Origin of the sequence: Xanthomonas sp. D-36-1 (assembly GCF_017746155.1) — a bacterium.
GTDB lineage: Bacteria > Pseudomonadota > Gammaproteobacteria > Xanthomonadales > Xanthomonadaceae > Xanthomonas > Xanthomonas cissicola.
In genome coordinates this window covers 19246-43727 of the sequence record NZ_JAGHWR010000076.1, presented here as the reverse complement: position 1 = coordinate 43727, position 24482 = coordinate 19246, and the positions used below count along the sequence as shown (strand labels likewise).

The window sequence follows — 24482 nt, the reverse complement described above, 5'->3', positions numbered from 1 at the left end:
AGCTTGCGTTCACTCGGGCCGATAACCGAGGCTAATCGCTAGCGCGACGTCGGACTCGCCTGGCGCCCGCTGCCGATTGCACAGGGCTGGGGCGTGCGCATGCGATGGATCAAATGGGTGGGTGTCGTGTCGGTGCTGGCGGCCTGTGCCGCCGCAGGCTCGGTATCGGCGACAGCGGTCAGCGTGACCGTCGCCGATGCAGGTGGCGTGCTGGTCGATGCGGTCGTGAGCCTGGAGCCGGCGCGGCCCGCTCCGCCGACCGCGACCAGGACCGCGGAAATGGATCAGGTCAATTCGCAGTTCGTGCCTGCCGTGCTGGCCGTGCGCACCGGCACCCTGGTGCGCTTTCCGAATAACGATCAGATTCGCCATCAGGTGTATTCGTTCTCTCCGGCCAAGCGCTTCGAGCTGCCGCTGTTTCAAGGCACCACCGCGACGCCGGTGCGTTTCGATCAGGCGGGTCTGGTCACCATCGGCTGCAATATCCACGATTGGATGCTGGGGTACATCGTGGTGCTGGAGACGCCGTATTTCGGCAAGACCGGCAGCGATGGTCGCGCCCAGCTAAAGGCGCCTGCGGGCAATTACACGCTGCGGGTCTGGCACCCGCGCATCAAGGGCGCTGCCAGCAGCGAGCCGTTGGTGATCGCGCGCGAGCCAGTGCAGCGCCGCGTGACCCTGCAGACCACCGGCGCCGCGCCGGCCGCGGCGCCACCGGATGCGCGCGTGCGCGCGCTGCAGGACAAGTTCCGTAACGCCGACCCGAAGAAGCCGCGCCCATGAGGTCGATGCGTTTGCATACCCGCATCGCGGCCTTGCTCGTGCTGGTCGTGCTTGCCACGCAGGCGTTGACATTCCTGGCCGTGCAGGTGGCGACCGAGCGCAGCGTCAAGGCGCAGCTTGGCGAAGAGCTCGAGATCGGGCAGCGGGTCTGGCAACGCATCAACATGCGCCGGGACGAACAGCTGCTGCAGTCGGCGTCGGTGCTGGCCGACGATTTCGGGTTTCGTGCGGCCGTGGCCAGTGGCGATGTGCCGACCATGCAATCGGCCCTGCGCAATCACGCCGCGCGCATGTCGGCGCAAACCGCGCTGTTGCTGTCGCCCGATGGCGAATTCTTGACCGGCCTGGCCGACGTGCCGCAGGCCGAACAATTGCGCGCGGTGCAGGCATTGCTGCAACAAGCGCAACGCGATGGACGCGCGGTCGGCGTGGTGGCGCTGAATCAACACATCGTGCGGTTGGCAGTGGTGCAGGTGCTGGCGCCGAACCGCGTCGGCTGGATTGGGATCGGCAACGAATCCGGCGATGGCCTGGCGCAGGATTTCCGCACCACCACCGGGCTGGATGCGATCTTCTTCACCGATGGCCCACCGGTGCGCGTGCTGGCCTCTACCCTGGAGCCCTCGGCGCGCGCCCAATTCGCGCAGCAACTGCCCCTGGCAGAGAAGGTGCAGGCAGCATCGATCCCGCTGACGCTGGACCAGTCGCGTTATCTGGTCAGGCTGCAGTCGATCCAGGGCGACAGCCAGGTGCGGGTGGCGTTGCAGGCATCGCTGGATCGTGCCGTGGCGCCGTACCGCAGCCTCAAGCTGCGGATCCTGCTGCTGGCAGGCTTGGCCACGGTCGCGGCATTGGGCGTGGCGATTGTTCTTGCGCGCAGCGTGAGCAAGCCCGTTGCACAACTGGTCCAGGCCGCACGGCGCATTCAGCGCGGCGACTACCGCACCGCCGTGCAGGTGCCGCCGGGCCGCGAACTCGCCGAACTGGCCGACAGTTTCGGGCGCATGCAGCACCAGATCGCCAGCCGCGAACAGCACATCCTGCATCAGGCCCGCCATGACGCCCTGACCGGGTTGCCCAACCGCATCTGGTTGCTGGAGCGCTTGAAGGACGTGGTGGATCAGACCGTGGCCTCCGGTGGCACCGCCGCGGTGCTGATCCTGGATCTGGAGCGCTTCAAGGAACTCAACGACAGCCTGGGCCACGACTTCGCCGACCAGGTGTTGGTGGAAGCCGGGCGTCGGTTGGTGGAGGTCGTGCAGGAGCCCAATCTGGTGGGCCGGCTGGGGAGCGATGAATTCATGGTGGTGGTGGCGCAAGCCGATGCGGCCAGCGTGCAGCAGGATGCGCAGCGCCTGCTGCTGCAGTTGCGCCGCCCGCTGGTGTTGCCGCAGGCGCGCATCCAGCTCGAAGCCAGCATCGGCATTGCCTTGATTCCCGAGCACGGCGCCGACCCGGACACCTTGTTGCGCCGGGCCGACATCGCACGGCGGCAGGTCGGTACGACAGCCACCTTCGGCGCCAGCGTCTACCGCATGGGCCAGGACGAACAGCATCTGCGGCGTTTGCGCCTCACCGGCGATCTGCGTCAGGCCATCGGCGCTAATGAACTCACCTTGCGCTTCCAGCCCAAGATCTGTCTGCGCACCGATCATGTCGAACAGGTCGAAGTGCTGGTGCGCTGGCATCATCCGGTGCTCGGGCCGATCGGTCCGGACGAATTCATCCCGCTTGCCGAACACTCCGGCGTGATCCATCCGCTCACCCGCTTCGTGCTGGACGAAGCGCTGCGCTGCCAGGCGCAATGGCGCAAGCAGGGGCTGCAGCTGGGCATGGCCATCAACCTGTCAGCACTGGATCTGTCCGATCCCGGTTTGCCCGACTTCGTGCGCGGCTGCCTGGAGCATCACGCCGTGCCAGCGCAGTCGGTCACACTGGAATTGACCGAAAGCGCCTTGATGCGCGATGTCGAATTCGCGCTGCACATGCTGCATCAGCTACGAAGTGTCGGTGTGCGCCTGTCCATCGACGACTTCGGCACCGGCTATTCCTCGTTGGCACAACTCAAGCGCATGCCGGTGGACGAATTGAAGATCGACAAGAGTTTCGTCATGCAGCTGGCCGACGGCACCGACGATGCCTTCATTGTCCGCAGCACGATCGATCTGGGGCATAACCTGGGGCTGAGCGTCATTGCCGAAGGCGTCGAAAACACCGCGGCCCTCGCGTTGCTGCGCGGCTACGGCTGCGACATGGTGCAGGGCTATCTGTATTCGCCACCGCTGGAAGAAGCGCCGCTGGTGGCCTGGTGCATGCGCCAACTCGGCATGAGCACGCCAGCACATGCAGGTGTGCAGCGATGAGCCTGCATCTGCGTGTCGCGCTGCTTGCTGCTGCGGTGGCCGGGGTGTTCGCGCCGCTGCATGCCCGGGCCGGCGACGGGCGCCTGCTCGCCACCGGCGGCGTATCGATGATCGAAGGCAGTAGCGGCGGCGGCATCGTGCCGTGGGCCACGTTGTCTGGGTACGGCACGCGCGACGAGCTTGGCACCGTCGCGTTCGCAACCCACGTCGACAGCGGCGATTACCGTCTTGACGTGCAGGGCGCCGCGCTCACGGTTGGCAATCGGCTGGAGCTGTCGCTTGCCCGCCAGCGTCTGGATCTGGGCACTCTGCAGGACCGGCTCGGCTTGCCGTGGAATGCGCTTGGCCAGGACGTGTTCGGTGCCAAGGTGCGCTTGGCCGGCGATCTTGTGTACGGACATGCGCCGCAAGTCAGCTTGGGCGTGCAATACAAACGCCTGCGCAACGGCACCTTGCCGTTGGCGATCGGTGCGCGCGACGATCACGGCACCGACATCTACGTCAGCGCGAGCCGCTTGTTGCTGCAGGGCGCCGCTGGATATCAGCTGCTGCTCAACGGCACCTTGCGCGCTACCCGCGCCAACCAGGCCGGTTTGCTCGGCTTTGGCGGCGATCGCCGCAACAGCTATCGTCTGGTGCCCGAGGTCAGTGCTGCAGTGGTGCTGTCGCCGTCCTGGGCGGTGGGTGTGGAATATCGCGACAAACCCAATAACCTCGGTTTCGCGCGCGAGCAAGCGTGGGCGGATGCATTCGTCGCCTGGTTCCCCAATAAGCATGTTTCGTTGACCGCCGCCTGGGCCGATCTTGGCGATATCGCCACGCTTGCCCATCAGCGCGGTCCTTATCTCTCGTTGCAGGTGGCGTTCTGATGAACCGATGGCTGCGCTGGTCGTTGCTCTGCATGCTAGGCCTGACGAGCGCCTGCGCCAGCACGCACCCGCGGCAGACGTTGTACGACGAACTTGGCGGCCAGGCGGGCATCGAGGCGCTGGTGGAAACCATGCTCTCGCGCATCGCCGACGACCCGCGCATCGTCGACAAATTCGCACGCGTCAATATCGTCATGCTCAACGACCGGCTGGTGCAGAAGTTCTGCCATGTCGCCGACGGCCCATGCCCTGATACGGCCAAGTCGATGCAGCAGGCGCATGCACACCTGGCCATCCGCGAAGGCGATTTCAATGCCCTGGTCGAAGATCTGAACTGGGCGATGGATCAGCGCAAGATTCCGCGTCGCACGCAAAACCGCCTGCTGGCGCGCCTGGCGGCCATGCACGGCGAGATCGTTAATCACTGAATCCAGCGAATGGCTCTAGCGCTGGCGGTAAAGCGCGTGAGCTGATGTCGATTTGGGCTGGCATGCGCTGCATCCAATCACTGACGCTCGATACATGCGCTTGCTTGGTTATCGCAAGTCCTACGGTCGCCCAGGTTGAAGCCACGCACGAAGCGCTGCCAAGCACGGGCGATCGCTCCTGCACTCAATCCAGCGGCCGCACCCGATGCGAACCGCGCGCCATCAGGCGTAGGGCGAGCGCATGCGGCAACAGCCGCAGTGCTGCATTGACCAGCCGATAGCGCCAGCCCGGCACCGCCAGCACCTGGCCGCGCTCCAGTGCGGCGATTCCATGCTCGGCCACTGCGTCGGCCTGCAGCCAGGCCCAGGCGGGCAGGGTAGACATCGCCTCGCGGGTGCCGGTCACGTCGTGGAATTCGGACCAGGCAAACCCCGGGCACAGGGCGCACACCTTGACCGCGCAATCGGCGTTTTCCAGCGCCAGCGATTCGCTGAAGCGCAGCATGAAACTCTTGCTGGCCGCATATAGGGTCTGCCCATCGGCGCTGGGCGTCAGTGCGGCGAACGAGGCCACGTTGAGAATGCGGCCCTGGCCGCTGGCACGGATCATTGGCAGCAGTCGCCAGGTCAGCTCGCACACCGCGCCCACCATCACCTGCAGGAAGCGCGCATGCGTGGCCCAGTCGTTGTGCAGGTAGCGGCCCGGCACGCCGTAACCGGCGTTGTTGACCAGTGTGCCCACGGTCCAGCCGTTGCCCTGGATCTGCGTTGCCAGCGCTTCGGCCGCGGCAGGGTCGGCCAGATCGGCCGGCAGCACTTCCACCCGAACCGTGCTGCGCAATTCCTCGGCCAATGCCAGCAGCCGGTCCACCCGTCGTGCGGTCAGGATCAATGGCATGCCGCGCCTGGCGTATGCGCGCGCAATCTCGCGGCCGATGCCGCTGGAGGCGCCGGTGATCAAGGCGAAGACAGGCGAAACGGACATGTCAGGTTCCTGTAAGGGGAGGGGGAGGACATCTGGCGGACAGAAGTGTGCCGGTTGCCGACAGGCCTTGGGCTATTCTGTCGCCTGTCTTCAACTCAGGAACCTGCGCCTGATGCGTCGAAAGATCGTTGCCGGAAATTGGAAGCTGCATGGCAGCCGCGCCTTCGCCACCGAACTGGTGGCCAAGGTGGCCGCGCACATGCCCCTGGAGGGTGTCGACGTCGTCATCCTGCCGCCACTGCCTTACCTCGGCGACCTGATCGAGGATTTCGAGGCCCATCACCTGTCGTTCGGAGCCCAGGACGTCAGCAGCAATGAGAAGGGCGCTTACACCGGCGAGGTCTCGGCCTCGATGCTGGTCGATGTCGGTGCTGGCTACGGGCTGGTCGGCCACTCCGAGCGCCGCCAATACCATCGGGAGAGTAGCGAACTGGTAGCGCGCAAGTTCGCCGCCGCCCTTCATGCCGGGCTGATTCCGGTGCTGTGCGTGGGCGAATCGCTGGAACAGCGTGAAGCCGGTCAGACTGAGGCAATCCTACGTGCCCAGCTCGACCCGGTCCTGGCGCTGGTGGGCAGTGCCGGTTTTGCGGGCGCGGTGCTGGCCTACGAACCGATCTGGGCCATTGGCACCGGCCGCACCGCAACCCCGGAGCAGGCCCAGGCGGTGCACGCTTTCTTGCGTGGCGAAGTCGCGAAGGCGGATGCTAGAATCGCCGATTCGTTGCCCATCCTGTACGGGGGCAGTGTCAAGCCCGACAACGCCGGCGAGCTGTTCGCACAGCCTGACGTCGATGGCGGGCTGGTCGGAGGCGCATCACTGGTCGCCGAAGATTTCCTGGCCATCGCACGCGCGGCGGCCGCGTGCTAACCCATTAAGTTTTGTCCGGGGACGGATTTCGAAATGCTGATGTTGATCCTCAATGTGGTCTACGTGCTGGTCGCCCTGGCGATGATTGCGCTGATCCTGATGCAGCGTGGCGCAGGCGCAGCGGCCGGTTCCGGATTCGGCGCCGGCGCGTCGGGCACCGTGTTCGGTTCGCAGGGTGCGTCGAACTTCCTGTCCAAGTCGACCAAGTGGCTGGCGGTGGTGTTCTTCAGCATCAGCCTGTTCATGGCGTGGTATGCCACGCACGGCGCACGTCCCACGGATCAGAACCTGGGTGTGATGTCACAGTCGGCGACTCCGGCTCCGGCCGCCGCCGGCGAGCTCACCCAGCCGTTGCCGCAGGCTCCGGCCGCAGGTGCGGTGCCGACCGCCCCGTCGCAGCCGGCTCCGGCCGCCGCTCCGCCAGTCGCGCCTGCGCAGTCCGCACCGGCGCAGCCGGCGCCTGCAGCAAGCGAAGAAAACGCTTCAGAACCAGCACAAAAACGCTGAAGCCGGTTACAATACGCTGCGCACTGGGATGCCCAGCGGCGCAACGTATGCCCAGGTGGCGGAATTGGTAGACGCACTACCTTGAGGTGGTAGCGACTTAGGTCGTAGGGGTTCGAGTCCCCTCTTGGGCACCATTGTTTGGCTGCAGTTCCTGCGCATCGCTTGTCGCGCGCGGGGTCTGCCTATACCCCATGCCGGCACGCGGCGCGTGCGGGCAGAGGCAAGAGAGAATCGCTGTGCTGGCCGAATATTTGCCGAGTCTGCTGTTTCTGATCGTCGCCACCGGTATCGGCATCGTGCTGATGTTGGTCGGTCGATTCCTCGGTCCGCGTAGCCCGGACCCGCGCAAGCTCTCGCCTTACGAGTGCGGCTTCGAAGCCTTCGAAGACGCGCGCATGAAGTTCGATGTGCGCTACTACCTGATCGCGATCCAGTTCATCGTGTTCGATCTGGAAATCATCTTCATCGTGCCGTGGACACAGGTGTTCATGGAGATCGGCGCACGTTCGCTGGTCACCATGGGGCTGTTCGTCGGTATGTTGTTCCTCGGCTTTATCTACGTGTGGAAGAAGGGAGCGCTGGAATGGGAGTGATTCAGACCCTGGATAGTCTGATGACCAACCCGATGCCGGAAGGCCGGGTGGAAGACATCCTGCGCCCGGAAGGCGAAAACCCGTTGCTCGAAAAGGGTTACGTGACCACCAGCGTCGATGCGCTGCTGAACTGGGCGCGCACCGGCTCGATGTGGCCGATGACCTTCGGCTTGGCGTGCTGCGCCGTCGAGATGATGCATGCGGGCGCCTCGCGCCTGGATCTGGACCGCTACGGTGTGGTGTTCCGCCCGTCGCCGCGCCAGTCCGACGTGATGATCGTGGCCGGCACCCTGGTCAACAAGATGGCCCCGGCGCTGCGTAAGGTCTATGACCAGATGCCGGATCCGAAGTGGGTCATCTCGATGGGCAGCTGCGCCAACGGCGGCGGCTACTATCACTATTCGTATTCGGTGGTGCGCGGTTGCGACCGCATCGTGCCGGTGGACATCTACGTCCCGGGCTGCCCGCCGACCGCCGAGGCGCTGGTCTACGGCATCTTGCAGCTGCAGAAGAAGATCTGGCGTACCCAGACGATCGCGCGCTGACACCCGTCTTCTTCTACCGAGAGCAGCCAAGCCCCCATGGCAGAGCAAGCATCTTCCTTCACTGACCGACTTGCGGCACGTTTCGCCGGTGCGCAGATTGCCGTGGCATTGCCGCGCGGCGAAGTGACGCTGGAAGTGGCCGCCGCCGATTGGCACGCCACCTGTCTTGCACTGCGTGACGAGCTCGGTTTCGAACAGCTCAGCGACCTGTGCGGCGTCGATTACCTCGGCTATGGCAGCGACGAGTGGGATACCGCCGACGTGTCGTCGCAGGGCTTCAGTCGCGGCGTCGAAGGCAAGGCGGTCGGCCGTTTCGCCTGGGGCGAATTCCCCAGCCAGGAAAGCTCCGCTGGCGCGCAGCCGCAGCAGCTGCCCAAGCGGCGTTTTGCGGTGGTCGCGCAGCTGATTTCCTACCAGCACAACCAGCGTCTGCGCGTGCGTTGCTACGCGCCGGACGAGCAGGTGCCGGTGGTGGCGTCGGTGACCGATATCTGGCCGGGCGTGAACTGGTTCGAGCGCGAGGCGTTCGACCTGTTCGGCATCGTGTTCGATGGGCATCCGGACCTGCGCCGCATCCTGACCGACTACGGATTCGTCGGCCACCCGTTCCGCAAGGACTTCCCGCTGATCGGCAACGTCGAAGTGCGTTACGACGACGAGCGCAAGCGCGTGGTGTACGAGCCGGTGACCTCGGTCGAGCCGCGCGTCGGCGTGCCGCGCGTCATTCGCGACGATGCCCGTTATGAGACTGCCGCTGGTGAAGTGGGCAAGTCGGAGACTGCCAAGTGAGTGAGTTCCGCCAGGCAACCGATGCCTTCGCGAGCAATCCTGTCGAAAGCAAGCAGGAAATCCGCAATTACACGATGAACTTCGGCCCGCAGCATCCTGCGGCGCACGGCGTGTTGCGCCTGATCCTGGAAATGGACGGCGAGACCGTGGTGCGTGCCGATCCGCATATCGGTCTGCTGCACCGTGGCACCGAGAAGCTGGCCGAGTCCAAGCCGTTCAACCAGTCGGTTCCATACATGGATCGCCTGGATTACGTCTCGATGATGTGCAACGAGCACGCTTACGTGCGCGCGATCGAATCCCTGATGGGGATCGAGGCGCCCGAGCGTGCGCAGTACATCCGCACCATGTTCGACGAGATCACCCGCATCAAGAACCACTTGATGTGGGTCGGTTCCAATGCGCTCGATCTGGGTGCGATGGCGGTGATGCTGTATGCATTCCGCGAGCGCGAAGAACTGATGGACGTCTACGAGGCGGTCAGTGGCGCGCGCATGCACGCTGCCTACTACCGTCCCGGCGGCGTCTACCGCGATCTGCCCGATCGCATGCCGCAGTACAAGGAGTCGCGTTGGCACAAGGGCGGGGCGCTGAAGAAGCGCAATGCCGGTCGCGAAGGCACCATGCTGGACTTCCTTGAGGAGTTCACCAATACCTTCCCGGCACGCGTGGACGAATACGAAACCCTGCTGACCGATAACCGCATCTGGAAGCAGCGTACCGTCGACGTCGGCATCATCAGCCCGGATCTGGCACGCGCCTGGGGCATGACCGGTCCGATGCTGCGTGGCTCGGGTATCGAGTGGGATCTGCGCAAGAAGCAGCCCTACGCCAAGTACGACGCGGTGCATTTCGATATCCCGGTGGGCACCAACGGCGACTGCTATGACCGCTACCTGGTGCGCGTGGCCGAGATGCGCGAATCCAACCGCATCATCAAGCAGTGCGTGAAGTGGCTGAAGGCCAACCCCGGCCCGGTCATGGTCACCAATTTCAAGGTCGCCCCGCCCAGCCGCGAAGGCATGAAGGACGACATGGAAGCGTTGATCCATCACTTCAAGCTGTTCAGTGAAGGCTACTGCGTGCCGGCCGGCGAAACCTACAGCGCGGTCGAAGCGCCCAAGGGCGAGTTCGGTTGCTACCTGATGTCAGACGGCGCCAACAAGCCGTTCCGCGTGCATCTGCGCGCGCCGGGTTTTGCGCATCTGTCGTCGATGGACGCAGTGGTGCGTGGCTATTTGCTGGCCGACGTCGTGGCGATGATCGGTACTTACGATTTGGTTTTCGGTGAGGTTGACCGATGAAGGCGACGGGTAATTTCGAAGCGGCGCGCGACGTCGATCCGCAGGTGGTGCTGAGCGAGAAGACGCGCGCGCACATCGATCACTGGCTGACCAAGTTCCCGCCGGACCGCAAGCGTTCGGCGGTGCTGCAGGGTCTGCATGCTGCGCAGGAACAGAACCAGGGCTGGCTGACCGACGAATTGATCGTGGGCGTGGCCAAGTACCTGGAGCTGCCACCGGTATGGGCTTATGAGGTCGCCAGCTTCTATTCGATGTTCGAGACCGAGCGCGTCGGCCGCCATAACGTGGCGTTCTGCACCAACATCAGCTGCTGGCTCAATGGCGCCGAAGACCTGCTGGCCCATGCGGAAAAGAAGCTGGGTTGCAAGCTGGGTCAGTCGACGGCCGATGGCCGCGTCTACCTCAAGCGCGAAGAAGAGTGCCTGGCTGCCTGCTCCGCAGCGCCGATGATGGTCATCAACGGCCACTATCACGAGCACCTGACGAAAGAAAAGGTCGACGCGCTGCTGGACGGGCTGGAGTAAGACATGGCACATCATCACGCACCCTCAGGCCCGGTCGGTCCGGCGCCGCAGCCGCATCAGGTCGTCTACACGACCCTGCACTACGACACTCCGTGGTCGTATGAGAGCTATCTGAAAACCGGTGGCTACGCCGCGCTGCGCAAAATCCTCGAAGAGAAGATCCCGCCGGCCGATGTCATCGAAATGGTCAAGGCGTCCAACCTGCGCGGCCGTGGTGGCGCGGGCTTTCCGACCGGGTTGAAGTGGTCGTTCATGCCCAAGGGCACGATGCAGAAGTACATCCTGTGCAACTCGGACGAATCCGAGCCGGGCACCTGCAAGGACCGCGACATCCTGCGCTACAACCCGCATTCGGTGGTGGAGGGTATGGCGATCGCCTGCTACGCCACCGGTTCGACGGTGGGCTACAACTACTTGCGTGGCGAATTCCACCACGAGCCGTTCGAAAACTTCGAGCTGGCGCTGGCCGACGCATACGCCAACGGCTGGTTGGGCAAGAACATTCTCGGCAGCGGCGTGGATATCGACATCTACGGTGCGCTGGGTGCTGGCGCCTACATCTGCGGCGAAGAAACCGCATTGATGGAATCGCTGGAAGGCAAGAAAGGCCAGCCGCGCTACAAGCCGCCGTTCCCGGCGAATTTCGGCCTGTACGGCAAGCCGACCACCATCAACAACACCGAGACCTACGCGTCGGTGCCGGCGATCATTCGCAACGGTCCGGAGTGGTTCCTCGGTTTGAGCAAGACCAAGAACGGCGGCCCGAAGATCTTCTCGGTGTCCGGTTGCGTGCAGAAGGGCGGTAATTTCGAGGTGCCGCTCGGCACCACCTTCGACGAACTGCTGGCAATGGCCGGCGGGCTGCGCCCCGGTCGCAAGCTCAAGGGTGTGGTGCCCGGCGGCGTGTCGATGCCGGTGCTGAAGGCCGATCAGGTCGCGGGCCTGCAGATGGACTACGACACCTTGCGCGCGCTCGGCAGCGGTCTGGGTTCGGGCGCCATCGTGGTGCTGGACGACAGCGTCTGCTGCGTCCGCTTCGCCTGCCGCATCTCGCAGTTCTTCCACAAGGAATCCTGCGGCCAGTGCACCCCGTGCCGCGAGGGCACCGGCTGGATGCACCGCGTGCTGGAGCGCATCGTCGCCGGCAAGGCCACGATGGAAGACCTGCATCAGCTGCGCACCGTCGCCGGCCAGATCGAAGGCCATACCATCTGTGCGTTCGGCGAAGCGGCGGCATGGCCGATTCAAGGCTTCCTGCGCCAGTTCTGGGACGAGTTCGAGTACTACATCGTCAACGGTCGTTCGATCGTCGATACGCAAGTCGGAGTGGCTGCATGAGCGCCCAACCAGTGAACCCGAACGTGCCACCGGACCATGTCACCGTCGAGATCGACGGACAGTCCCTGGTGGTGCCGAAGGGCTCGATGATCATCCAGGCGGCCGACAAGGCCGGCATCCCGATCCCGCGCTTCTGCTATCACGAGAAGCTGCCGATCGCGGCCAACTGCCGCATGTGCCTGGTCGATGTCGAAAAGTCACCCAAGCCGTCGCCTGCCTGCGCCACGCCGGTGATGGACGGCATGAAGGTCACCACGCGTAGCGAGAAGGCGCTGAAGTACCAGCGCAGCGTGATGGAATTCCTGCTGATCAACCATCCGCTGGATTGCCCGATCTGCGATCAGGGCGGCGAGTGCGAGTTGCAGGACGTCTCGCTTGGCTACGGTCGTTCGGTGAGCCGTTTCAACGAGCGCAAGCGCGTGGTGCCGGACGAGGACATCGGTCCGCTGGTCGCTACCGAAATGACTCGCTGCATCCAGTGCACCCGTTGCGTGCGCTTTACCGCAGACATCGCCGGCACCTATGAGCTCGGTGGCATGTATCGCGGCGAGAATCTGCAGATCGGCACCTACGACGGCAAGCCGCTGACCACCGAAATTTCCGGCAACGTCATCGACGTCTGCCCGGTGGGCGCGCTGACCAACAAGGTGTTCCAGTTCCGCGCACGTCCGTGGGAATTGATGGCGCGCGAGTCACTGGGCTATCACGATGCAATGGGCTCGAACCTGTTCCTGCACGTGCGTCGTGGCGAAGTGCTGCGCACCGTGCCGCGCGAGAACGAAGCGGTCAACGAATGCTGGCTGTCCGACCGCGACCGTTATTCGCATCAGGGCCTGTATGCCGAAGACCGTGCGGTCAAGCCGCTGAAGAAGGTCAACGGGCAGTGGACTGAAGTGAGCTGGGCCGAAGGTCTGGCCGCCGCCACGCAGATCCTGCGCGAAAACGCCGGCGATTCGCTCGGCGTCCTCGTGCATCCGTCCACGTCCAACGAAGAAGGCGCATTGCTCGCACGTCTGGCCGAGGGTCTGGGCAGCGGCAATCTGGACCACCGTCTGCTCAACCGTGATTTCTCCGACGCTGTGGTGGCCGAAGCCTTCGCCACGCCGCTGGCCGAGATCGAGCAGGCCGATGTGGTGGTGTTGTTCGGCACCAACGTGCGTCATGAATTGCCGCTGCTGCATGCGCGCCTGCGCAAGGCGCACATCCAGAACCGCACCCAGATTCATTCGGTCAACCCGGTCGACTTCGATTTCGCCTTCACCCAGACCAGCCGCACCGTGGTGGCGCCCTCGCAGTTGGCGGATGCACTGAGCGATGCGGCGCTGCGCGATACGGTCAAGGCTGCAAGCCGCGCCGTGATCGTGGTGGGCGCGCTTGCCGAAAGTCATCCGCAGGCTGCAGCGTTGCGCGCCGCCGCACGCGATTTTGCTGCCGCAACCGGCGCGTCGCTGTGCCGCATCCCGCAGGGCGCCAATGCCGTCGGTCTGGTCTCGCAGGGCGTGCTGCCTACCGCGCGCGATGTCGCCGGCATGCTGGCCCAGCCGCGTCAGGCCTACGTGCTGTATGGCATCGAGCCGGGCCTGGATTTTGCCGACGCCGCCGCTGCCCGCAGTGCGCTGGCAGGTGCCAAGGTGGTTGCCTTCAGTCAGTTTGCCTGTGCGTCGACGCGCGATGTGGCCGATGTAATTCTGCCGATCGGTGCGTTGCCGGAAATCGATGCATCGCTGACCAATCTGGATGGTCGCGTGCAGACTGCACGTGCTGCCGGTCGCTTGCCGGTGGAAGCGCGCGAGGGATGGCGCGTATTGCGCGCACTTGGCGGTGAACTGGGTCTGGCCGGTTTCGAGTTCATCGACCTGATCGGTCTGCGCGCCGGCATGCAGAACCGCAGCGTGACGCCGACGACGTCGGCGCAGCCAGCGGCCGCCAGCGAAGGGCTGGAAGTTGCCGCCACCGCTGCGATCTACCGCACCGATGCGGTGGTGCGTCGGGCTGCCGCGCTGCAGTCGCATCCGCTCAACATCGCGCCGTGCGTGGCGATGCATCCGGAGCAGGCGACGCAGTTGCGGGTCCAGGCTGGTCAGATGGTCAAGGTCGGTACCGATGCCGGTAAGGCAACGTTGCCGGTGGTGCTGGACAAGCGCGTCGCACCGGGCACGGTGTGGATCGAATCCGGCCATGGTGCAACCGCGCCGCTCGGTGCCGGTCGTGTAACGGTGGTGGCTGCATGAACGAATTGCTGTTGAACCTGGTCGACCCGTTGCACCAGTGGTTCCTGGGGCTGGGCGATGGCGGCGTAGTGCTCTGGTCGGTATTGAAGATCCTGCTGATCGCCGTGCCGGTGATCGTGGCAGTGGCCTTCTACGTGGTCTGGGAGCGCAAGCTGATCGGCTGGATGCACGTGCGCTACGGGCCCATGTACGTGGGTATGGGCATCTTCCAGGCCTTCGCCGACGTGTTCAAACTCCTGTTCAAGGAGATCGTGCAACCGGCCAGCTCGCACAAGGCGATGTTCGTCATCGCACCGCTGCTGACACTGGCGCCGGCCTTCGCCGCGTGGTCGGTGGTGCCGTTCGATGCAAAGCTCGTGTTGTCCAATGCCAACGTCGGCCTGCTGTATCTGCTGGCGATGACCTCGCTGGGCGTGTACGGCATCATCCTGGCCGGCTGGGCGTCGAACTCGAAGTACGCCTTCCTGGGCGCGATGCGTTCGGCCGCGCAGGTGGTCAGCTACGAAATTGCGATGGGCTTTGCGCTGGTCGGTGTGATGATTGCCTCCGGCAGCGTCAACCTGAGCCAGATCGTGTTCGCGCAGGCCGGCAACTCGGGCTTCTTCGACTGGTTCCTGATTCCGCTGTTCCCGTTGTTCATCGTGTACTGGGTTTCTGGCGTCGCCGAAACCAACCGCGCGCCGTTCGACGTGGTGGAAGGCGAATCGGAAATCGTCGCCGGTCACATGGTGGAATATTCAGGCGGTGCGTTCGCACTGTTCTTCCTGGCCGAATACGCCAACATGATCCTGGTCAGCTTCCTGATCTCGATCTTCTTCCTCGGCGGTTGGTTGAGCCCGATCCAGGGCTGGGTCAATGCGGACATTTCGCCGTGGATCGACTGGTTGTGGAAGGGCGGCTGGCCGTGGCTGCTGATGAAGGTGTTCTTCTTCGCCAGCGCCTACATCTGGTTCCGCGCCAGCTTCCCGCGTTACCGCTACGACCAGATCATGCGTCTGGGCTGGAAGGTCTTCATTCCGCTCACGATCGTGTGGATCGCAGTGACGGCGTTGATGGTGTTTTACGGCGTGATCCAGAAGGGCGTGTAATCGATGAACAAGATCACCCATTACTTCAAGAGCCTGCTGCTGCTCGAATTGCTCGGCGGCTTGTGGCTGACGTTGAAATACACGTTCAAGCCCAAGTACACCGTGCTGTATCCGATGGAGAAATTCCCGCAGTCGCCGCGCTTTCGTGGCCTGCACGCGCTGCGCCGTTATCCCAACGGCGAAGAGCGTTGCATCGCTTGCAAGCTGTGCGAAGCGGTGTGCCCGGCGCTGGCGATCACCATCGACTCGGCCAAGCGCGAAGACGGCACCCGCCGCACCACGCGCTACGACATCGACCTGTTCAAGTGCATCTTCTGCGGCTTCTGCGAGGAAAGCTGCCCGGTGGACTCGATCGTCGAAACGCACATCCTCGAGTACCACTTCGAGAAGCGTGGCGAAAACATTGTCAACAAGCCGCAGCTGCTGGCGATCGGAGACCGGTTAGAGACCGAGATCGCCGAGCGTCGCGCTGCCGATGCCGCCTTCCGTTGAGGTCATGATGGACTGGGTCTCTATTGCTTTCTACGCCTTCTCCGCCGTCGCGGTCGTGTCCGCCGGTGCGGTGATCAGCGTGCGCAACCCGGTGTACGCCGTGTTGTGCCTGATCCTCACGTTCTTCTCGATGGCATGCATCTGGTTGCTGGTCGGGGCCGAATTCCTCGGCGTGACCCTGGTGCTGGTCTACGTCGGCGCGGTGATGGTGCTGTTCCTGTTCGTGGTGATGATGCTGGACATCGACACCAGCCGCCTGCGCGAGGGTTGGGTCAAGTACATGCCGCTCGGCGTCATCGTGGCGGTTGCCATGCTCGCGCAGATGGTCACGCTGATCGGTGTCAAGGCGCGTAGCGCAACGCCGTTCCCGGCAGACAACGCAGCTGCGCAAGCGGCAGACAGTTCCAACCTGACCTGGTTGGCCAAGAGCCTGTACACCGAATTTCTGCTGCCGTTCGAATTTGCGGCGGTGATCCTGACGGTGGCGGTGGTGGCTGCAGTGATGCTGACGCTGCGCAAGCGCACTGGCATCAAGTTGCAGAATGCCGGCGAGCAGTCGCGAGTGAAAGCGGGCGACCGTCTGCGCATGGTCAAAATGGCGGTTGAAAAGCCGGTACAGGTTGCGCCGCAGATCGACGCGGCCGACGGACAGGAGGCGAAGTCTTGATTACCTTGGGCCACCTGCTTGGACTGGGCGCGGTGCTGTTCTGCATCTCGCTGGCCGGCATCTTCCTCAACCGCAAGAACGTCATCGTGTTGCTGATGTCGATCGAGTTGATGCTGCTGTCGGTCAACGTCAACTTCATCGCGTTCTCGCGCGAGCTTGGCGATACCGCTGGTCAGTTGTTCGTGTTCTTCATTCTGACGGTTGCCGCTGCGGAGGCTGCAATCGGCCTTGCGATCCTGGTGACTCTGTTCCGCACGCGCCGCACGATCAATGTGGCCGAAGTCGATACGTTGAAGGGCTGACCTGTAGATGGAAATCACTCTCTCAAAGAGTCTGTTGATCGCAGTGGTGCTTGCACCGCTGGTCGGCAGCATCATTGCCGGCCTGTTCGGGCGCCAGGTCGGACGCAAGGGCGCGCAGTACGTCACCATCCTCGGTGTTGCGGTCAGCTGCGTATTGTCGTGCGTGACGCTGTATCAGCTGGTGGAACAGGGCGCCAGCCCGTTCAACCAGAACCTCTACACGTTCTTTGATGTCGGCAATTACTCTGCGCATGTCGGCTTCATGGTCGACCGCCTGACCGCAATGATGATGGTGGTGGTGACCTTCGTGTCGCTGCTGGTGCACATCTACACCATCGGCTACATGGAAGAAGATCCGGGCTACCAGCGCTTCTTCAGCTACATCTCGTTGTTCACCTTCTCCATGGTCACGCTGGTGATGAGCAACAACTTCCTGCAGCTGTTCTTCGGCTGGGAAGCGGTGGGTCTGGTGTCGTACCTGCTGATCGGTTTCTGGTTCAAGCGTCCCACGGCCGTGTTCGCCAACATGAAGGCGTTCCTGGTCAACCGCGTCGGCGACTTCGGCTTCATCCTCGGTATCGCCGGTGTGTTGTTGTGGTTCGGCTCGCTGGATTACTCCACCGTGTTCGCCAATGCGACCACCATGGCCGGTGCCAAGGTGCAGCTGTTCGCGGGCCACGAATGGAGCGTGATGACGCTGATCTGCATCTGCCTGTTCATCGGTGCGATGGGCAAGTCGGCCCAGGTGCCGTTGCACGTGTGGCTGCCGGACTCGATGGAAGGCCCCACACCGATCTCGGCGCTGATCCATGCCGCAACGATGGTCACCGCCGGCATCTTCATGGTGGCGCGCATGTCGCCGCTGTTCGAGCTGTCGGAGACCGCGCTGAACTTCATCCTGTTCATCGGTGCGACCACGGCGTTTTTCACCGGGCTGATCGGTATCGTGCAGAACGACATCAAGCGCGTGGTTGCGTACTCCACGCTGTCGCAGCTGGGTTACATGACCGTGGCCTTGGGCGTGTCGGCGTATTCGGCAGCCGTGTTCCACCTGATGACCCACGCCTTCTTCAAGGCGCTGCTGTTCCTGGCTGCCGGCTCGGTGATCATCGGCATGCACCACGAGCAGGACATGCGCAAGATGGGTGGTCTGCGCAAGTACATGAAGGTGACCTACTGGACCAGCGTGATCGGTACGTTGGCATTGGTCGGTACGCCGTTCTTCTCTGGCTTCTACTCGAAGGACACCATCATCGAAGCGGCCGCGCATCATGCGCATGAGTCGCATAGCTGGGTCGCAACCTATGGCTACTGGGCAGTGCTCGGCGGCGTACTGGTGACCAGTTTCTACAGTTTCCGTCTGCTGTTCCTGACCTTCCACGGCAAGGAGCGCTTCCGCGACGCCCATGCGCACGACGCGCATTCGCATCACGACAGCGCGCATACCGATGCCGAAGCGCAGGTCCACTCGCACGATGCGCATGGCCACGACACGCATGGTCACGACGATCACGGACACGGTCACCATGGTGCGCACGAGCCGCATGAGTCCAAGTGGGTGGTAACGCTGCCGCTGGTCTTGTTAGCAATCCCTTCGATCGCGATCGGCTTCTTCACGATCGGTCCGATGTTGTTCGGGACCGACTGGCAGGGCCACCATGCAGCGCACGCCATGCAGGGCCAGGCAGTTTCGTTCTTTACTGGCATCGTCGATTTCTACGATCCGGCACGCGATACCGTTGGTGCGTTGGCCGAAGAGTTCCATGGTCCGGTCGCATTCGCGCTGCATGGCATGCTGGCCGCTCCGTTCTTCCTGACGGTTGCCGGGCTGTTGCTGGCAGCGCTGTTCTACCTGTGGAAGCCGGAACTGGCCACCAAGTCGCGCAAGACATTCGCGCCGATCGTGTGGTTGCTGGAAAACAAGTACGGCTTCGACAAGCTCTGGATCAATGGCTTCGCCGGTGGTGGCGTTGTGCTTGGCAAGGCGTCACGTGCAGTCGATACCCATGTGGTCGACGGCGCTGTCGTCAACGGTTCTGCCCGACTGATCGACCTGGCTGCAAATCTGCTGCGTCGCACGCAATCCGGTTTCCTCTATCACTACGCCTTCGCAATGATCATCGGTTTGATCGCCTTGTTGGCGGTACTGATGCATTTCTGGCGTTGACCTGTACGGAATAAGAAAACGTGTCGAACTGGCCTTTACTGTCTATCTTGATCTGGCTGCCGATTATCGGTGGCGCCCTGATCCTTGCGTTGCGCAACGCCGAGACTGCCCGCTGGGCGTCCCTGGCGGTAGCGGTGGCGACCTTTGCGCTGAGTCTGCCGCTGCTGGGCTACGACACGGCCAATGACGCCATGCAGTTCATCGAACTGCACGCCTGGATCCCGGCCTACAACATCGGCTACAACCTGGGCGTGGATGGCATCGCGGTCGCGTTGATCGTGCTGACCACGCTGGTGACGGTGCTGGCCCTGATCGGTGCCTGGCGCTCGATCGACAAGCGCGTCAATCAGTACGTCGCTGCCTTCCTGATCCTGGAAGGCGTCACCGTCGGCATCTTCGCCGCCACCGACGCGATGTTGTTCTACGTGTTCTTCGAAGCCATGCTGATCCCGATGTTCCTGATCATCGGTGTCTGGGGCGGCCCGCGGCGCATCTACGCGGCGATGAAGTTCTTACTGTACACCTTCCTTGGCTCGGTGCTGATGCTGGTGGGCCTGGTGTACCTGTATCTGAAGGGCGGCAGCTTCCAGCTCGCCGATCTCTACGCGCTGCAGCTGACCACCAAGGAACAGACCTGGATCTTCTTCGCGTTCCTGATCGCCTTTGCGGTCAAGGTGCCGATGTTCCCGGTGCACACCTGGTTGCCGGACGCGCACGTCGAGGCGCCGACGGCCGGTTCGGTGATCCTGGCGGCGATTGCGTTGAAGATCGGCGGCTACGGCTTCCTGCGCTTCAACCTGCCGATCGTGCCGGATGCGAGTCATGAGTTCGCCTGGCTGGTCATCACGCTGTCGCTGATTGCGGTGATCTATGTCGGCCTGGTGGCGTTGGTGCAGGACGACATGAAGAAGCTGGTGGCGTATTCGTCCATCGCGCACATGGGTTTCGTCACGCTCGGCACCTTTATCGCCTTCACTTTGGTGCGCGAGTACGGCAGCACCGATGCTGCCCGTCTGGGCCTTCAAGGCGCGATGGTGCAGATGATTTCGCACGGTTTCGTGTCCGGTGCGATGTTTTCATGCATCGGCGTGCTCTACGACCGCATGCATACCCGTCGCATCGCCGATTACGGCGGCGTGGTCAACGTGATGCCGTGGTTCGCCACCTTCTCCATGTTGTTCTTCATGGCCAATGCCGGCTTGCCTGGAACGAGTGGTTTTGTCGGCGAGTTCATGGTCATCCTGGCCAGCTTCCAGAAGCACCCGCTGGTGGCCTTCGCTGCGGCCACCACGCTGGTGATCACCGCTGCGTACACACTGTGGCTCTACAAGCGCGTGTTCTTCGGCGAAGTGGCCAATGCACACGTGGCCGAACTGAAGGACATCAATGGCCGCGAAGCGTTCGTGCTGGGAGTGTTCGCCGCCGGCGTGCTCGCCCTGGGCCTGTACCCGAAGCCGCTGACCGATCTGATGGAACCCTCGATCGCCAAGCTGGCAACCCAGATTGCCGCGACCAAGCTCTGACCGCTTGCCGTACGTTTTGATTTCCAGGATTTAATGATGACCACGCCAACGCTTGCGCCGTTGACCACCGCTGACCTGGCTCCGCTCTTACCGGAGCTGGTGCTGATCGGCGGCGCCTTCGCACTGCTGATGCTCGACCTGTTCGTGAGCCAGCGGAACAAGGTCTGGACCCACCTGTTCTCCGTTGCCGTGCTTGCCGTGGTGCTCGTGTTGCTTGCGACCGGCACGGGCGGGCAGGGCGATATCTTCAACGGCATGTTCGTGCGCGACACGGCGGCCGATGTGATGAAGACCGTGATCGTGCTGGTCAGCGGGTTGAGCCTGGTCTATGGCTGGACCTACCTGCGCGAGCGCAATCTTTACCAGGGCGAAATTCCGGTATTGGTGCTGTTCGCCACTGCCGGCATGATGTTGCTGGCATCGGCCGGTAGCCTGCTGATGGTGTATCTGGGCCTGGAGCTGCTGGCGCTGTGCTCCTACGCACTGGTCGCCTCCAATCGCGACAATGGCTTGGCCACCGAAGCGGCGATGAAGTATTTCGTCCTGGGCTCGCTCGCGTCGGGTCTGCTGCTGTACGGCATGTCGCTGGTCTACGGCGCCACCGGTACGCTCAGCCTGGCCGGCATCCATGATGCGATCGAAGGCTCCAACGAGCGCACGTTGCTGCTGACCGGCACCATCTTCATGATCGCCGGCGTCGCCTTCAAGCTGGGTGCTGCGCCCTTCCACATGTGGCTGCCCGACGTGTATCAGGGTGCGCCTGCGCCGATCGCGTTGTTCATCAGCTCGGCGCCCAAGCTTGCAGCGTTCGGTATGGCCTATCGCCTGCTGGAAGTCGGGATGGGTCCGTTGTCGCCGCAGTGGCATCTGCTGATCGGCGGCTTGTCGGCGGTGTCGCTGGTGGTCGGTAACCTGATGGCCATTGCGCAGAGCAACCTCAAGCGCATGCTCGCATACTCGACGGTCTCGCATATCGGCTTCCTGCTGATGGGCGTGGCAGGCGGCGGGGAAGAAGGCTACGCGGCTGCGATGTTCTACGCGGTCAGCTACACGATCATGTCCACTGCGTCGTTCGGCGCCATCATCGCGCTGTCGCGCAATGGGTTCGAGGCGGAAAACATCGACGACTTCAAGGGACTCAACGCGCGCAATCCCTGGATGGCTGGCCTGGTGCTATGCATCATGGCGTCTTTGGCAGGTATCCCGCCGTTCCTCGGTTTCTGGACCAAGCTGGCGGTGCTGGGCGCGGCAGTGAAGGGCGACATGCTGTGGCTGGCGTTGGTCGGCGTGATCTGTGCCGTGATCGGTGCGTACTACTACCTGCGCGTCATCAAGGTCATGTACTTCGACGAGCCGGTAGGCGAGCCGTTGCCGGCCAATAACGATCGTGTGCTGGGTACCGTGCTCGGCGTCAATGCGCTGGCCCTGCTTGCACTTGGCCTGGCCTGGAGTCCGATCATGGTGTGGTGCCAGCGCGCGTTCGCCGGCCTCGCATAAGACCTCTACGCGACGCTGGGTCTCGCAGTGCCACATCGTGTAGTTGGCATCGCACTGAAATAAACCGTGTTTACTGTTTCGTTTTTGTTGCATTGCGGGTATTATTCGCCGCGACGTTGAACAGCCGCCACGCTGTTCGACAGATGAAAAACTAGGGCTTGCAATTGCCGCTCAAGTTCTTCATAATTCCGCTTCTGCTGCGGGGTGGAGCAGTCTGGCAGCTCGTCGGGCTCATAACCCGAAGGTCGCAGGTTCAAATCCTGCCCCCGCTACCAAGTTTCGAATTGTTGCTTCATCGCAGTGATTCAGCTCTTGGATCGTAAGGACGCATGTTCCCGTCTTTACGCCGACCCTGAGAGGTCGGGCTTTTTTCACGCAAGGGGCCCATCGGGCCCCTTGTTTTTTCCGGAACCGGAAAGTTTGCTGCCGGTTGCCGGGGTTCTACTGGCAATCATCTGATCAGGGCAGTCTGTGAGCGAAAAAGCGACCGAAATCGCGAATCTGCTGAGTCCAACGGTTGAGTCCCTGGGCTTGGAACTGCTGGGCGTGGAATATCTTCCCGCTCCAGGCGGCGCCACTTTGCGCCTGTATATCGATGTGCCGCTGGCCGAACAGCCCGAGCGTGTCATCAATGTCGACGATTGCGAGCGCGTGAGCCGTGAAGTCTCCGCCCAGCTCGACGTCGAAGACCCGATCAGCGGCAACTACACGCTGGAAGTGTCATCGCCGGGTGTGGATCGTCCGCTGTTCACGCTGGAACAGTTCGCGCGCCACACCGGTGAGTCGGCAAAGATCGTCTTGAAGCTGGCGCAGGATGGTCGGCGCCGCTTCCAGGGCGAGATCCTGCGCATCGATGCCGAGGCAGATGCGGTGGTGTTCGCCGTCGATGGCAAGGACGTGCAGATCGGCTACGACAATATCGACAAGGCGCGCATCGTGCCGGATTGGGTTGCGCTGGGTCTGGCACCGCAGAAACCGAACAAGCCCGGCCCGAAAAAAACCGGGCACGAAAAGAAGAAACCATCCAACGAGTCGGCGGCTGGCAAGCCGCGCGCGGAGTGACGAAATGAGCAAGGAACTTTTGCTGGTAGTGGATGCGGTCGCCAACGAGAAGGGCGTGCCGCGCGAGGTGATCTTCGAAGCGATCGAGGCCGCGCTGGCGTCCGCAGCGAAGAAGCGCTATCCCGACCAGGACGTGCTGGCCCGCGTGACCATCGATCACAAGGACGGTACTTACGAAACCTACCGTCGCTGGGAAGTGGTTGCCGATGACGTGGTGATGGAATCCCCCGACCGCCAGGTGCGTCTGATGGATGCCATCGACGAAGCCGATGGCGTGGAAGTGGGCGATTACATCGAAGAACAGATCGAGAATCCCGACTTCGGCCGTATCGCCGCGCAGGCCGCCAAGCAGGTGATCGTGCAGCGTGTGCGCGAGGCCGAGCGTCAGCAGGTGGTGGATGCGTGGAAGGATCGTGTGGGTGAGTTGATCACCGGCGTGGTCAAGCGCGCAGAACGCGGCAATATTTTTGTCGATCTTGGCGGCAACGCCGAAGCCTTCATTCCGAAGGACAAGGGCATTCCGCGCGACGTGCTGCGTCCTGGCGACCGCGTGCGCGGTTATCTGGCCGAAGTGCGCTCCGAGCCGCGTGGCCCGCAGCTGTTCATCAGCCGTGCCGCACCGGAATTCATGATCGAACTGTTCAAGCTGGAAGTGCCGGAAGTCGGTCAGGGCCTGGTCGAGATCAAGGCTTGCGCACGCGATCCGGGCGACCGCGCCAAGATCGCCGTGATCGCGCACGACGCCCGCACCGACCCCATCGGCGCATGCATCGGCATGCGCGGTTCGCGCGTGCAGGCGGTGTCCAACGAACTCAATGGCGAGCGCGTGGACATCGTGTTGTGGAACGAGAACCCGGCCAACTTCGTCATCAACGCAATGGCGCCTGCCGAAGTGCAGTCGATCATCGTCGATGAAGACAAGCACTCGATGGATCTGGCCGTGGCGGAAGACCGCCTGGCGCAGGCGATCGGCAAGGGCGGCCAGAACGTGCGTCTGGCCAGCCGCCTGACCGGTTGGCAGCTCAACGTGATGACCGCCGACCAGGTGGCCGCCAAGTCCGAGGCCGAGCAGGCCGCGGCACGCCAGCTGTTCATGGACCGCCTGGAAGTGGACGAGGAAATCTCCGCGATCCTGGTCTCCGAAGGTTTCAACACGGTCGAAGAAATCGCCTACGTGCCGGTCGGCGAGTTGCTGGCGGTGGAGGGCTTCGACGAAGACATCGTTGAAGAGCTGCGTGCCCGTGCCCGCGATGCGCTGCTGAACGCCGCGCTGGCCGAGGAGGAGGGCCTGGAAGGAACTCAGCCCACCGAGGACCTGCTGGCGCTGGAGGGGATGGACGAGGACACGGCCTTTGCGCTGGCCGAGCACGGCGTGCGCACCAGCGAGGACTTGTCCGACCTGGCAGCGGACGAGATCGTCGACTTCGGCATCGAGGGCATGACCCAGGAGCGCGCTGCGGCGCTGATCCTGGCGGCCCGCGCCGAGGAGATCGCCCGTTTGGAGCGCGGCGAATGAGCCGGCAATGAACCGCGCCCTGACCCCATCAGGGCTTAGAA

23 protein-coding genes and 2 tRNA genes are annotated in these 24482 nt (G+C 63.2%); 24 read left to right on the top strand and 1 reads right to left on the bottom strand.

The annotated features are described in order from the left end of the window. Positions 1–99 precede the first annotated feature (99 nt). From J7367_RS18690 to J7367_RS18675, 4 genes are read left to right on the top strand one after another with little or no spacing between them, the layout of a single operon-like run. Entirely contained in the window at positions 100–783 is a 684-nt protein-coding gene (locus tag J7367_RS18690) for a methylamine utilization protein (protein ID WP_057661695.1), read from the top strand. Then, complete coding sequence (locus J7367_RS18685; RefSeq protein ID WP_057661697.1) at positions 780–3146, top strand: EAL domain-containing protein; 2367 nt, start codon at positions 780–782, stop codon at positions 3144–3146. The genes J7367_RS18690 and J7367_RS18685 overlap by 4 nt, the downstream gene beginning before the upstream one ends. Continuing rightward, a complete protein-coding gene (locus tag J7367_RS18680) occupies positions 3143–4015 on the top strand; it encodes a DUF3034 family protein (protein WP_057661698.1) in 873 nt (290 codons plus the stop codon). The genes J7367_RS18685 and J7367_RS18680 overlap by 4 nt, the downstream gene beginning before the upstream one ends. Next, positions 4015–4443, top strand: a complete 429-nt coding sequence (locus J7367_RS18675; RefSeq protein ID WP_022559500.1) for a group 1 truncated hemoglobin — start codon at positions 4015–4017, stop codon at positions 4441–4443. The genes J7367_RS18680 and J7367_RS18675 overlap by 1 nt, the downstream gene beginning before the upstream one ends. Positions 4444–4627: 184 nt before the next feature. On the opposite strand, the gene J7367_RS18670 is transcribed toward J7367_RS18675, so the two are convergent. Further along, a complete protein-coding gene (locus J7367_RS18670; protein ID WP_007963144.1) occupies positions 4628–5428 on the bottom strand; it encodes an SDR family NAD(P)-dependent oxidoreductase in 801 nt (266 codons plus the stop codon). A gap of 112 nt (positions 5429–5540) precedes the next feature. On the opposite strand from J7367_RS18670, the gene tpiA reads away from it, so the two are divergent. From tpiA to nusA, 20 genes are all read left to right on the top strand, one after another. Beyond that, positions 5541–6296, top strand: a complete 756-nt coding sequence (gene tpiA / locus J7367_RS18665) for a triose-phosphate isomerase (RefSeq protein WP_007963143.1) — start codon at positions 5541–5543, stop codon at positions 6294–6296. A 33-nt stretch (positions 6297–6329) separates the two neighbouring features. Next, on the top strand, positions 6330–6803 hold the full coding sequence (gene secG / locus J7367_RS18660) for a preprotein translocase subunit SecG (protein ID WP_005914281.1): 474 nt from the start codon (positions 6330–6332) through the stop codon (positions 6801–6803). Between the two features lie 49 nt (positions 6804–6852). Continuing rightward, positions 6853–6937 (top strand) — tRNA-Leu (locus J7367_RS18655). 102 nt (positions 6938–7039) lie between these two features. After that, on the top strand, positions 7040–7396 hold the full coding sequence (locus J7367_RS18650; RefSeq protein ID WP_003485539.1) for an NADH-quinone oxidoreductase subunit A: 357 nt from the start codon (positions 7040–7042) through the stop codon (positions 7394–7396). Further along, the gene (locus J7367_RS18645; RefSeq protein ID WP_005914280.1) at positions 7387–7941 is read left to right on the top strand and encodes an NADH-quinone oxidoreductase subunit B; all 555 of its coding nucleotides are present in this window, start codon (positions 7387–7389) and stop codon (positions 7939–7941) included. Before J7367_RS18650 ends, J7367_RS18645 begins: the two co-directional genes overlap by 10 nt. A 36-nt stretch (positions 7942–7977) precedes the next feature. Beyond that, positions 7978–8730, top strand: a complete 753-nt coding sequence (locus J7367_RS18640; RefSeq protein ID WP_007963134.1) for an NADH-quinone oxidoreductase subunit C — start codon at positions 7978–7980, stop codon at positions 8728–8730. After that, positions 8727–10034, top strand: a complete 1308-nt coding sequence (locus J7367_RS18635) for an NADH-quinone oxidoreductase subunit D (protein WP_057661699.1) — start codon at positions 8727–8729, stop codon at positions 10032–10034. Before J7367_RS18640 ends, J7367_RS18635 begins: the two co-directional genes overlap by 4 nt. Further along, positions 10031–10558 carry an NADH-quinone oxidoreductase subunit NuoE gene (gene nuoE / locus J7367_RS18630; protein WP_007963122.1) on the top strand — a complete coding sequence of 176 codons (528 nt, stop codon included), beginning with the start codon at positions 10031–10033 and terminating at the stop codon, positions 10556–10558. The genes J7367_RS18635 and nuoE overlap by 4 nt, the downstream gene beginning before the upstream one ends. A gap of 3 nt (positions 10559–10561) precedes the next feature. Then, complete coding sequence (gene nuoF, locus J7367_RS18625; protein ID WP_057661700.1) at positions 10562–11896, top strand: NADH-quinone oxidoreductase subunit NuoF; 1335 nt, start codon at positions 10562–10564, stop codon at positions 11894–11896. Then, on the top strand, positions 11893–14127 hold the full coding sequence (nuoG, locus tag J7367_RS18620; protein ID WP_057661701.1) for an NADH-quinone oxidoreductase subunit NuoG: 2235 nt from the start codon (positions 11893–11895) through the stop codon (positions 14125–14127). Before nuoF ends, nuoG begins: the two co-directional genes overlap by 4 nt. Beyond that, positions 14124–15215, top strand: a complete 1092-nt coding sequence (gene nuoH, locus J7367_RS18615) for an NADH-quinone oxidoreductase subunit NuoH (protein WP_057661702.1) — start codon at positions 14124–14126, stop codon at positions 15213–15215. The genes nuoG and nuoH overlap by 4 nt, the downstream gene beginning before the upstream one ends. A 3-nt stretch (positions 15216–15218) precedes the next feature. Then, positions 15219–15707: an NADH-quinone oxidoreductase subunit NuoI gene (nuoI, locus tag J7367_RS18610; protein WP_003485557.1), complete on the top strand. Its 489-nt coding sequence runs from the start codon at positions 15219–15221 to the stop codon at positions 15705–15707. 4 nt (positions 15708–15711) lie between these two features. Continuing rightward, a complete protein-coding gene (locus tag J7367_RS18605) occupies positions 15712–16374 on the top strand; it encodes an NADH-quinone oxidoreductase subunit J (RefSeq protein ID WP_016849582.1) in 663 nt (220 codons plus the stop codon). After that, a complete protein-coding gene (gene nuoK / locus J7367_RS18600) occupies positions 16371–16676 on the top strand; it encodes an NADH-quinone oxidoreductase subunit NuoK (protein WP_005914274.1) in 306 nt (101 codons plus the stop codon). Before J7367_RS18605 ends, nuoK begins: the two co-directional genes overlap by 4 nt. Before the next feature lie 7 nt (positions 16677–16683). After that, a complete protein-coding gene (gene nuoL / locus J7367_RS18595; protein ID WP_057661703.1) occupies positions 16684–18843 on the top strand; it encodes an NADH-quinone oxidoreductase subunit L in 2160 nt (719 codons plus the stop codon). Positions 18844–18863: 20 nt separating this feature from the next. Continuing rightward, on the top strand, positions 18864–20366 hold the full coding sequence (locus tag J7367_RS18590) for an NADH-quinone oxidoreductase subunit M (protein WP_057661706.1): 1503 nt from the start codon (positions 18864–18866) through the stop codon (positions 20364–20366). Between the two features lie 36 nt (positions 20367–20402). Then, the gene (nuoN, locus tag J7367_RS18585) at positions 20403–21863 is read left to right on the top strand and encodes an NADH-quinone oxidoreductase subunit NuoN (RefSeq protein WP_007963102.1); all 1461 of its coding nucleotides are present in this window, start codon (positions 20403–20405) and stop codon (positions 21861–21863) included. Positions 21864–22061: 198 nt separating this feature from the next. Continuing rightward, positions 22062–22138: transfer RNA gene (locus J7367_RS18580), tRNA-Met, on the top strand. 196 nt (positions 22139–22334) lie between these two features. Continuing rightward, positions 22335–22925: a ribosome maturation factor RimP gene (gene rimP / locus J7367_RS18575; RefSeq protein ID WP_007963101.1), complete on the top strand. Its 591-nt coding sequence runs from the start codon at positions 22335–22337 to the stop codon at positions 22923–22925. A gap of 4 nt (positions 22926–22929) precedes the next feature. Then, positions 22930–24441, top strand: a complete 1512-nt coding sequence (nusA, locus tag J7367_RS18570) for a transcription termination factor NusA (RefSeq protein WP_057661707.1) — start codon at positions 22930–22932, stop codon at positions 24439–24441. Positions 24442–24482: the final 41 nt, after the last annotated feature.

Bases quoted from the DNA above. Each gene is read 5' to 3' on its own strand.
- J7367_RS18690 (WP_057661695.1), top strand. From the start codon at position 100: ATGCGATGGATCAAATGGGTGGGTGTCGTGTCGGTGCTGGCGGCCTGT.
- J7367_RS18685 (WP_057661697.1), top strand. From the start codon at position 780: ATGAGGTCGATGCGTTTGCATACCCGCATCGCGGCCTTGCTCGTGCTG.
- J7367_RS18680 (WP_057661698.1), top strand. From the start codon at position 3,143: ATGAGCCTGCATCTGCGTGTCGCGCTGCTTGCTGCTGCGGTGGCCGGG.
- J7367_RS18675 (WP_022559500.1), top strand. From the start codon at position 4,015: ATGAACCGATGGCTGCGCTGGTCGTTGCTCTGCATGCTAGGCCTGACG.
- J7367_RS18670 (WP_007963144.1), bottom strand. From the start codon at position 5,428: ATGTCCGTTTCGCCTGTCTTCGCCTTGATCACCGGCGCCTCCAGCGGC.
- tpiA (WP_007963143.1), top strand. From the start codon at position 5,541: ATGCGTCGAAAGATCGTTGCCGGAAATTGGAAGCTGCATGGCAGCCGC.
- secG (WP_005914281.1), top strand. From the start codon at position 6,330: ATGCTGATGTTGATCCTCAATGTGGTCTACGTGCTGGTCGCCCTGGCG.
- J7367_RS18645 (WP_005914280.1), top strand. From the start codon at position 7,387: ATGGGAGTGATTCAGACCCTGGATAGTCTGATGACCAACCCGATGCCG.
- J7367_RS18640 (WP_007963134.1), top strand. From the start codon at position 7,978: ATGGCAGAGCAAGCATCTTCCTTCACTGACCGACTTGCGGCACGTTTC.
- nuoE (WP_007963122.1), top strand. From the start codon at position 10,031: ATGAAGGCGACGGGTAATTTCGAAGCGGCGCGCGACGTCGATCCGCAG.
- nuoF (WP_057661700.1), top strand. From the start codon at position 10,562: ATGGCACATCATCACGCACCCTCAGGCCCGGTCGGTCCGGCGCCGCAG.
- nuoG (WP_057661701.1), top strand. From the start codon at position 11,893: ATGAGCGCCCAACCAGTGAACCCGAACGTGCCACCGGACCATGTCACC.
- nuoH (WP_057661702.1), top strand. From the start codon at position 14,124: ATGAACGAATTGCTGTTGAACCTGGTCGACCCGTTGCACCAGTGGTTC.
- nuoI (WP_003485557.1), top strand. From the start codon at position 15,219: ATGAACAAGATCACCCATTACTTCAAGAGCCTGCTGCTGCTCGAATTG.
- J7367_RS18605 (WP_016849582.1), top strand. From the start codon at position 15,712: ATGATGGACTGGGTCTCTATTGCTTTCTACGCCTTCTCCGCCGTCGCG.
- nuoL (WP_057661703.1), top strand. From the start codon at position 16,684: ATGGAAATCACTCTCTCAAAGAGTCTGTTGATCGCAGTGGTGCTTGCA.
- nuoN (WP_007963102.1), top strand. From the start codon at position 20,403: ATGACCACGCCAACGCTTGCGCCGTTGACCACCGCTGACCTGGCTCCG.
- nusA (WP_057661707.1), top strand. From the start codon at position 22,930: ATGAGCAAGGAACTTTTGCTGGTAGTGGATGCGGTCGCCAACGAGAAG.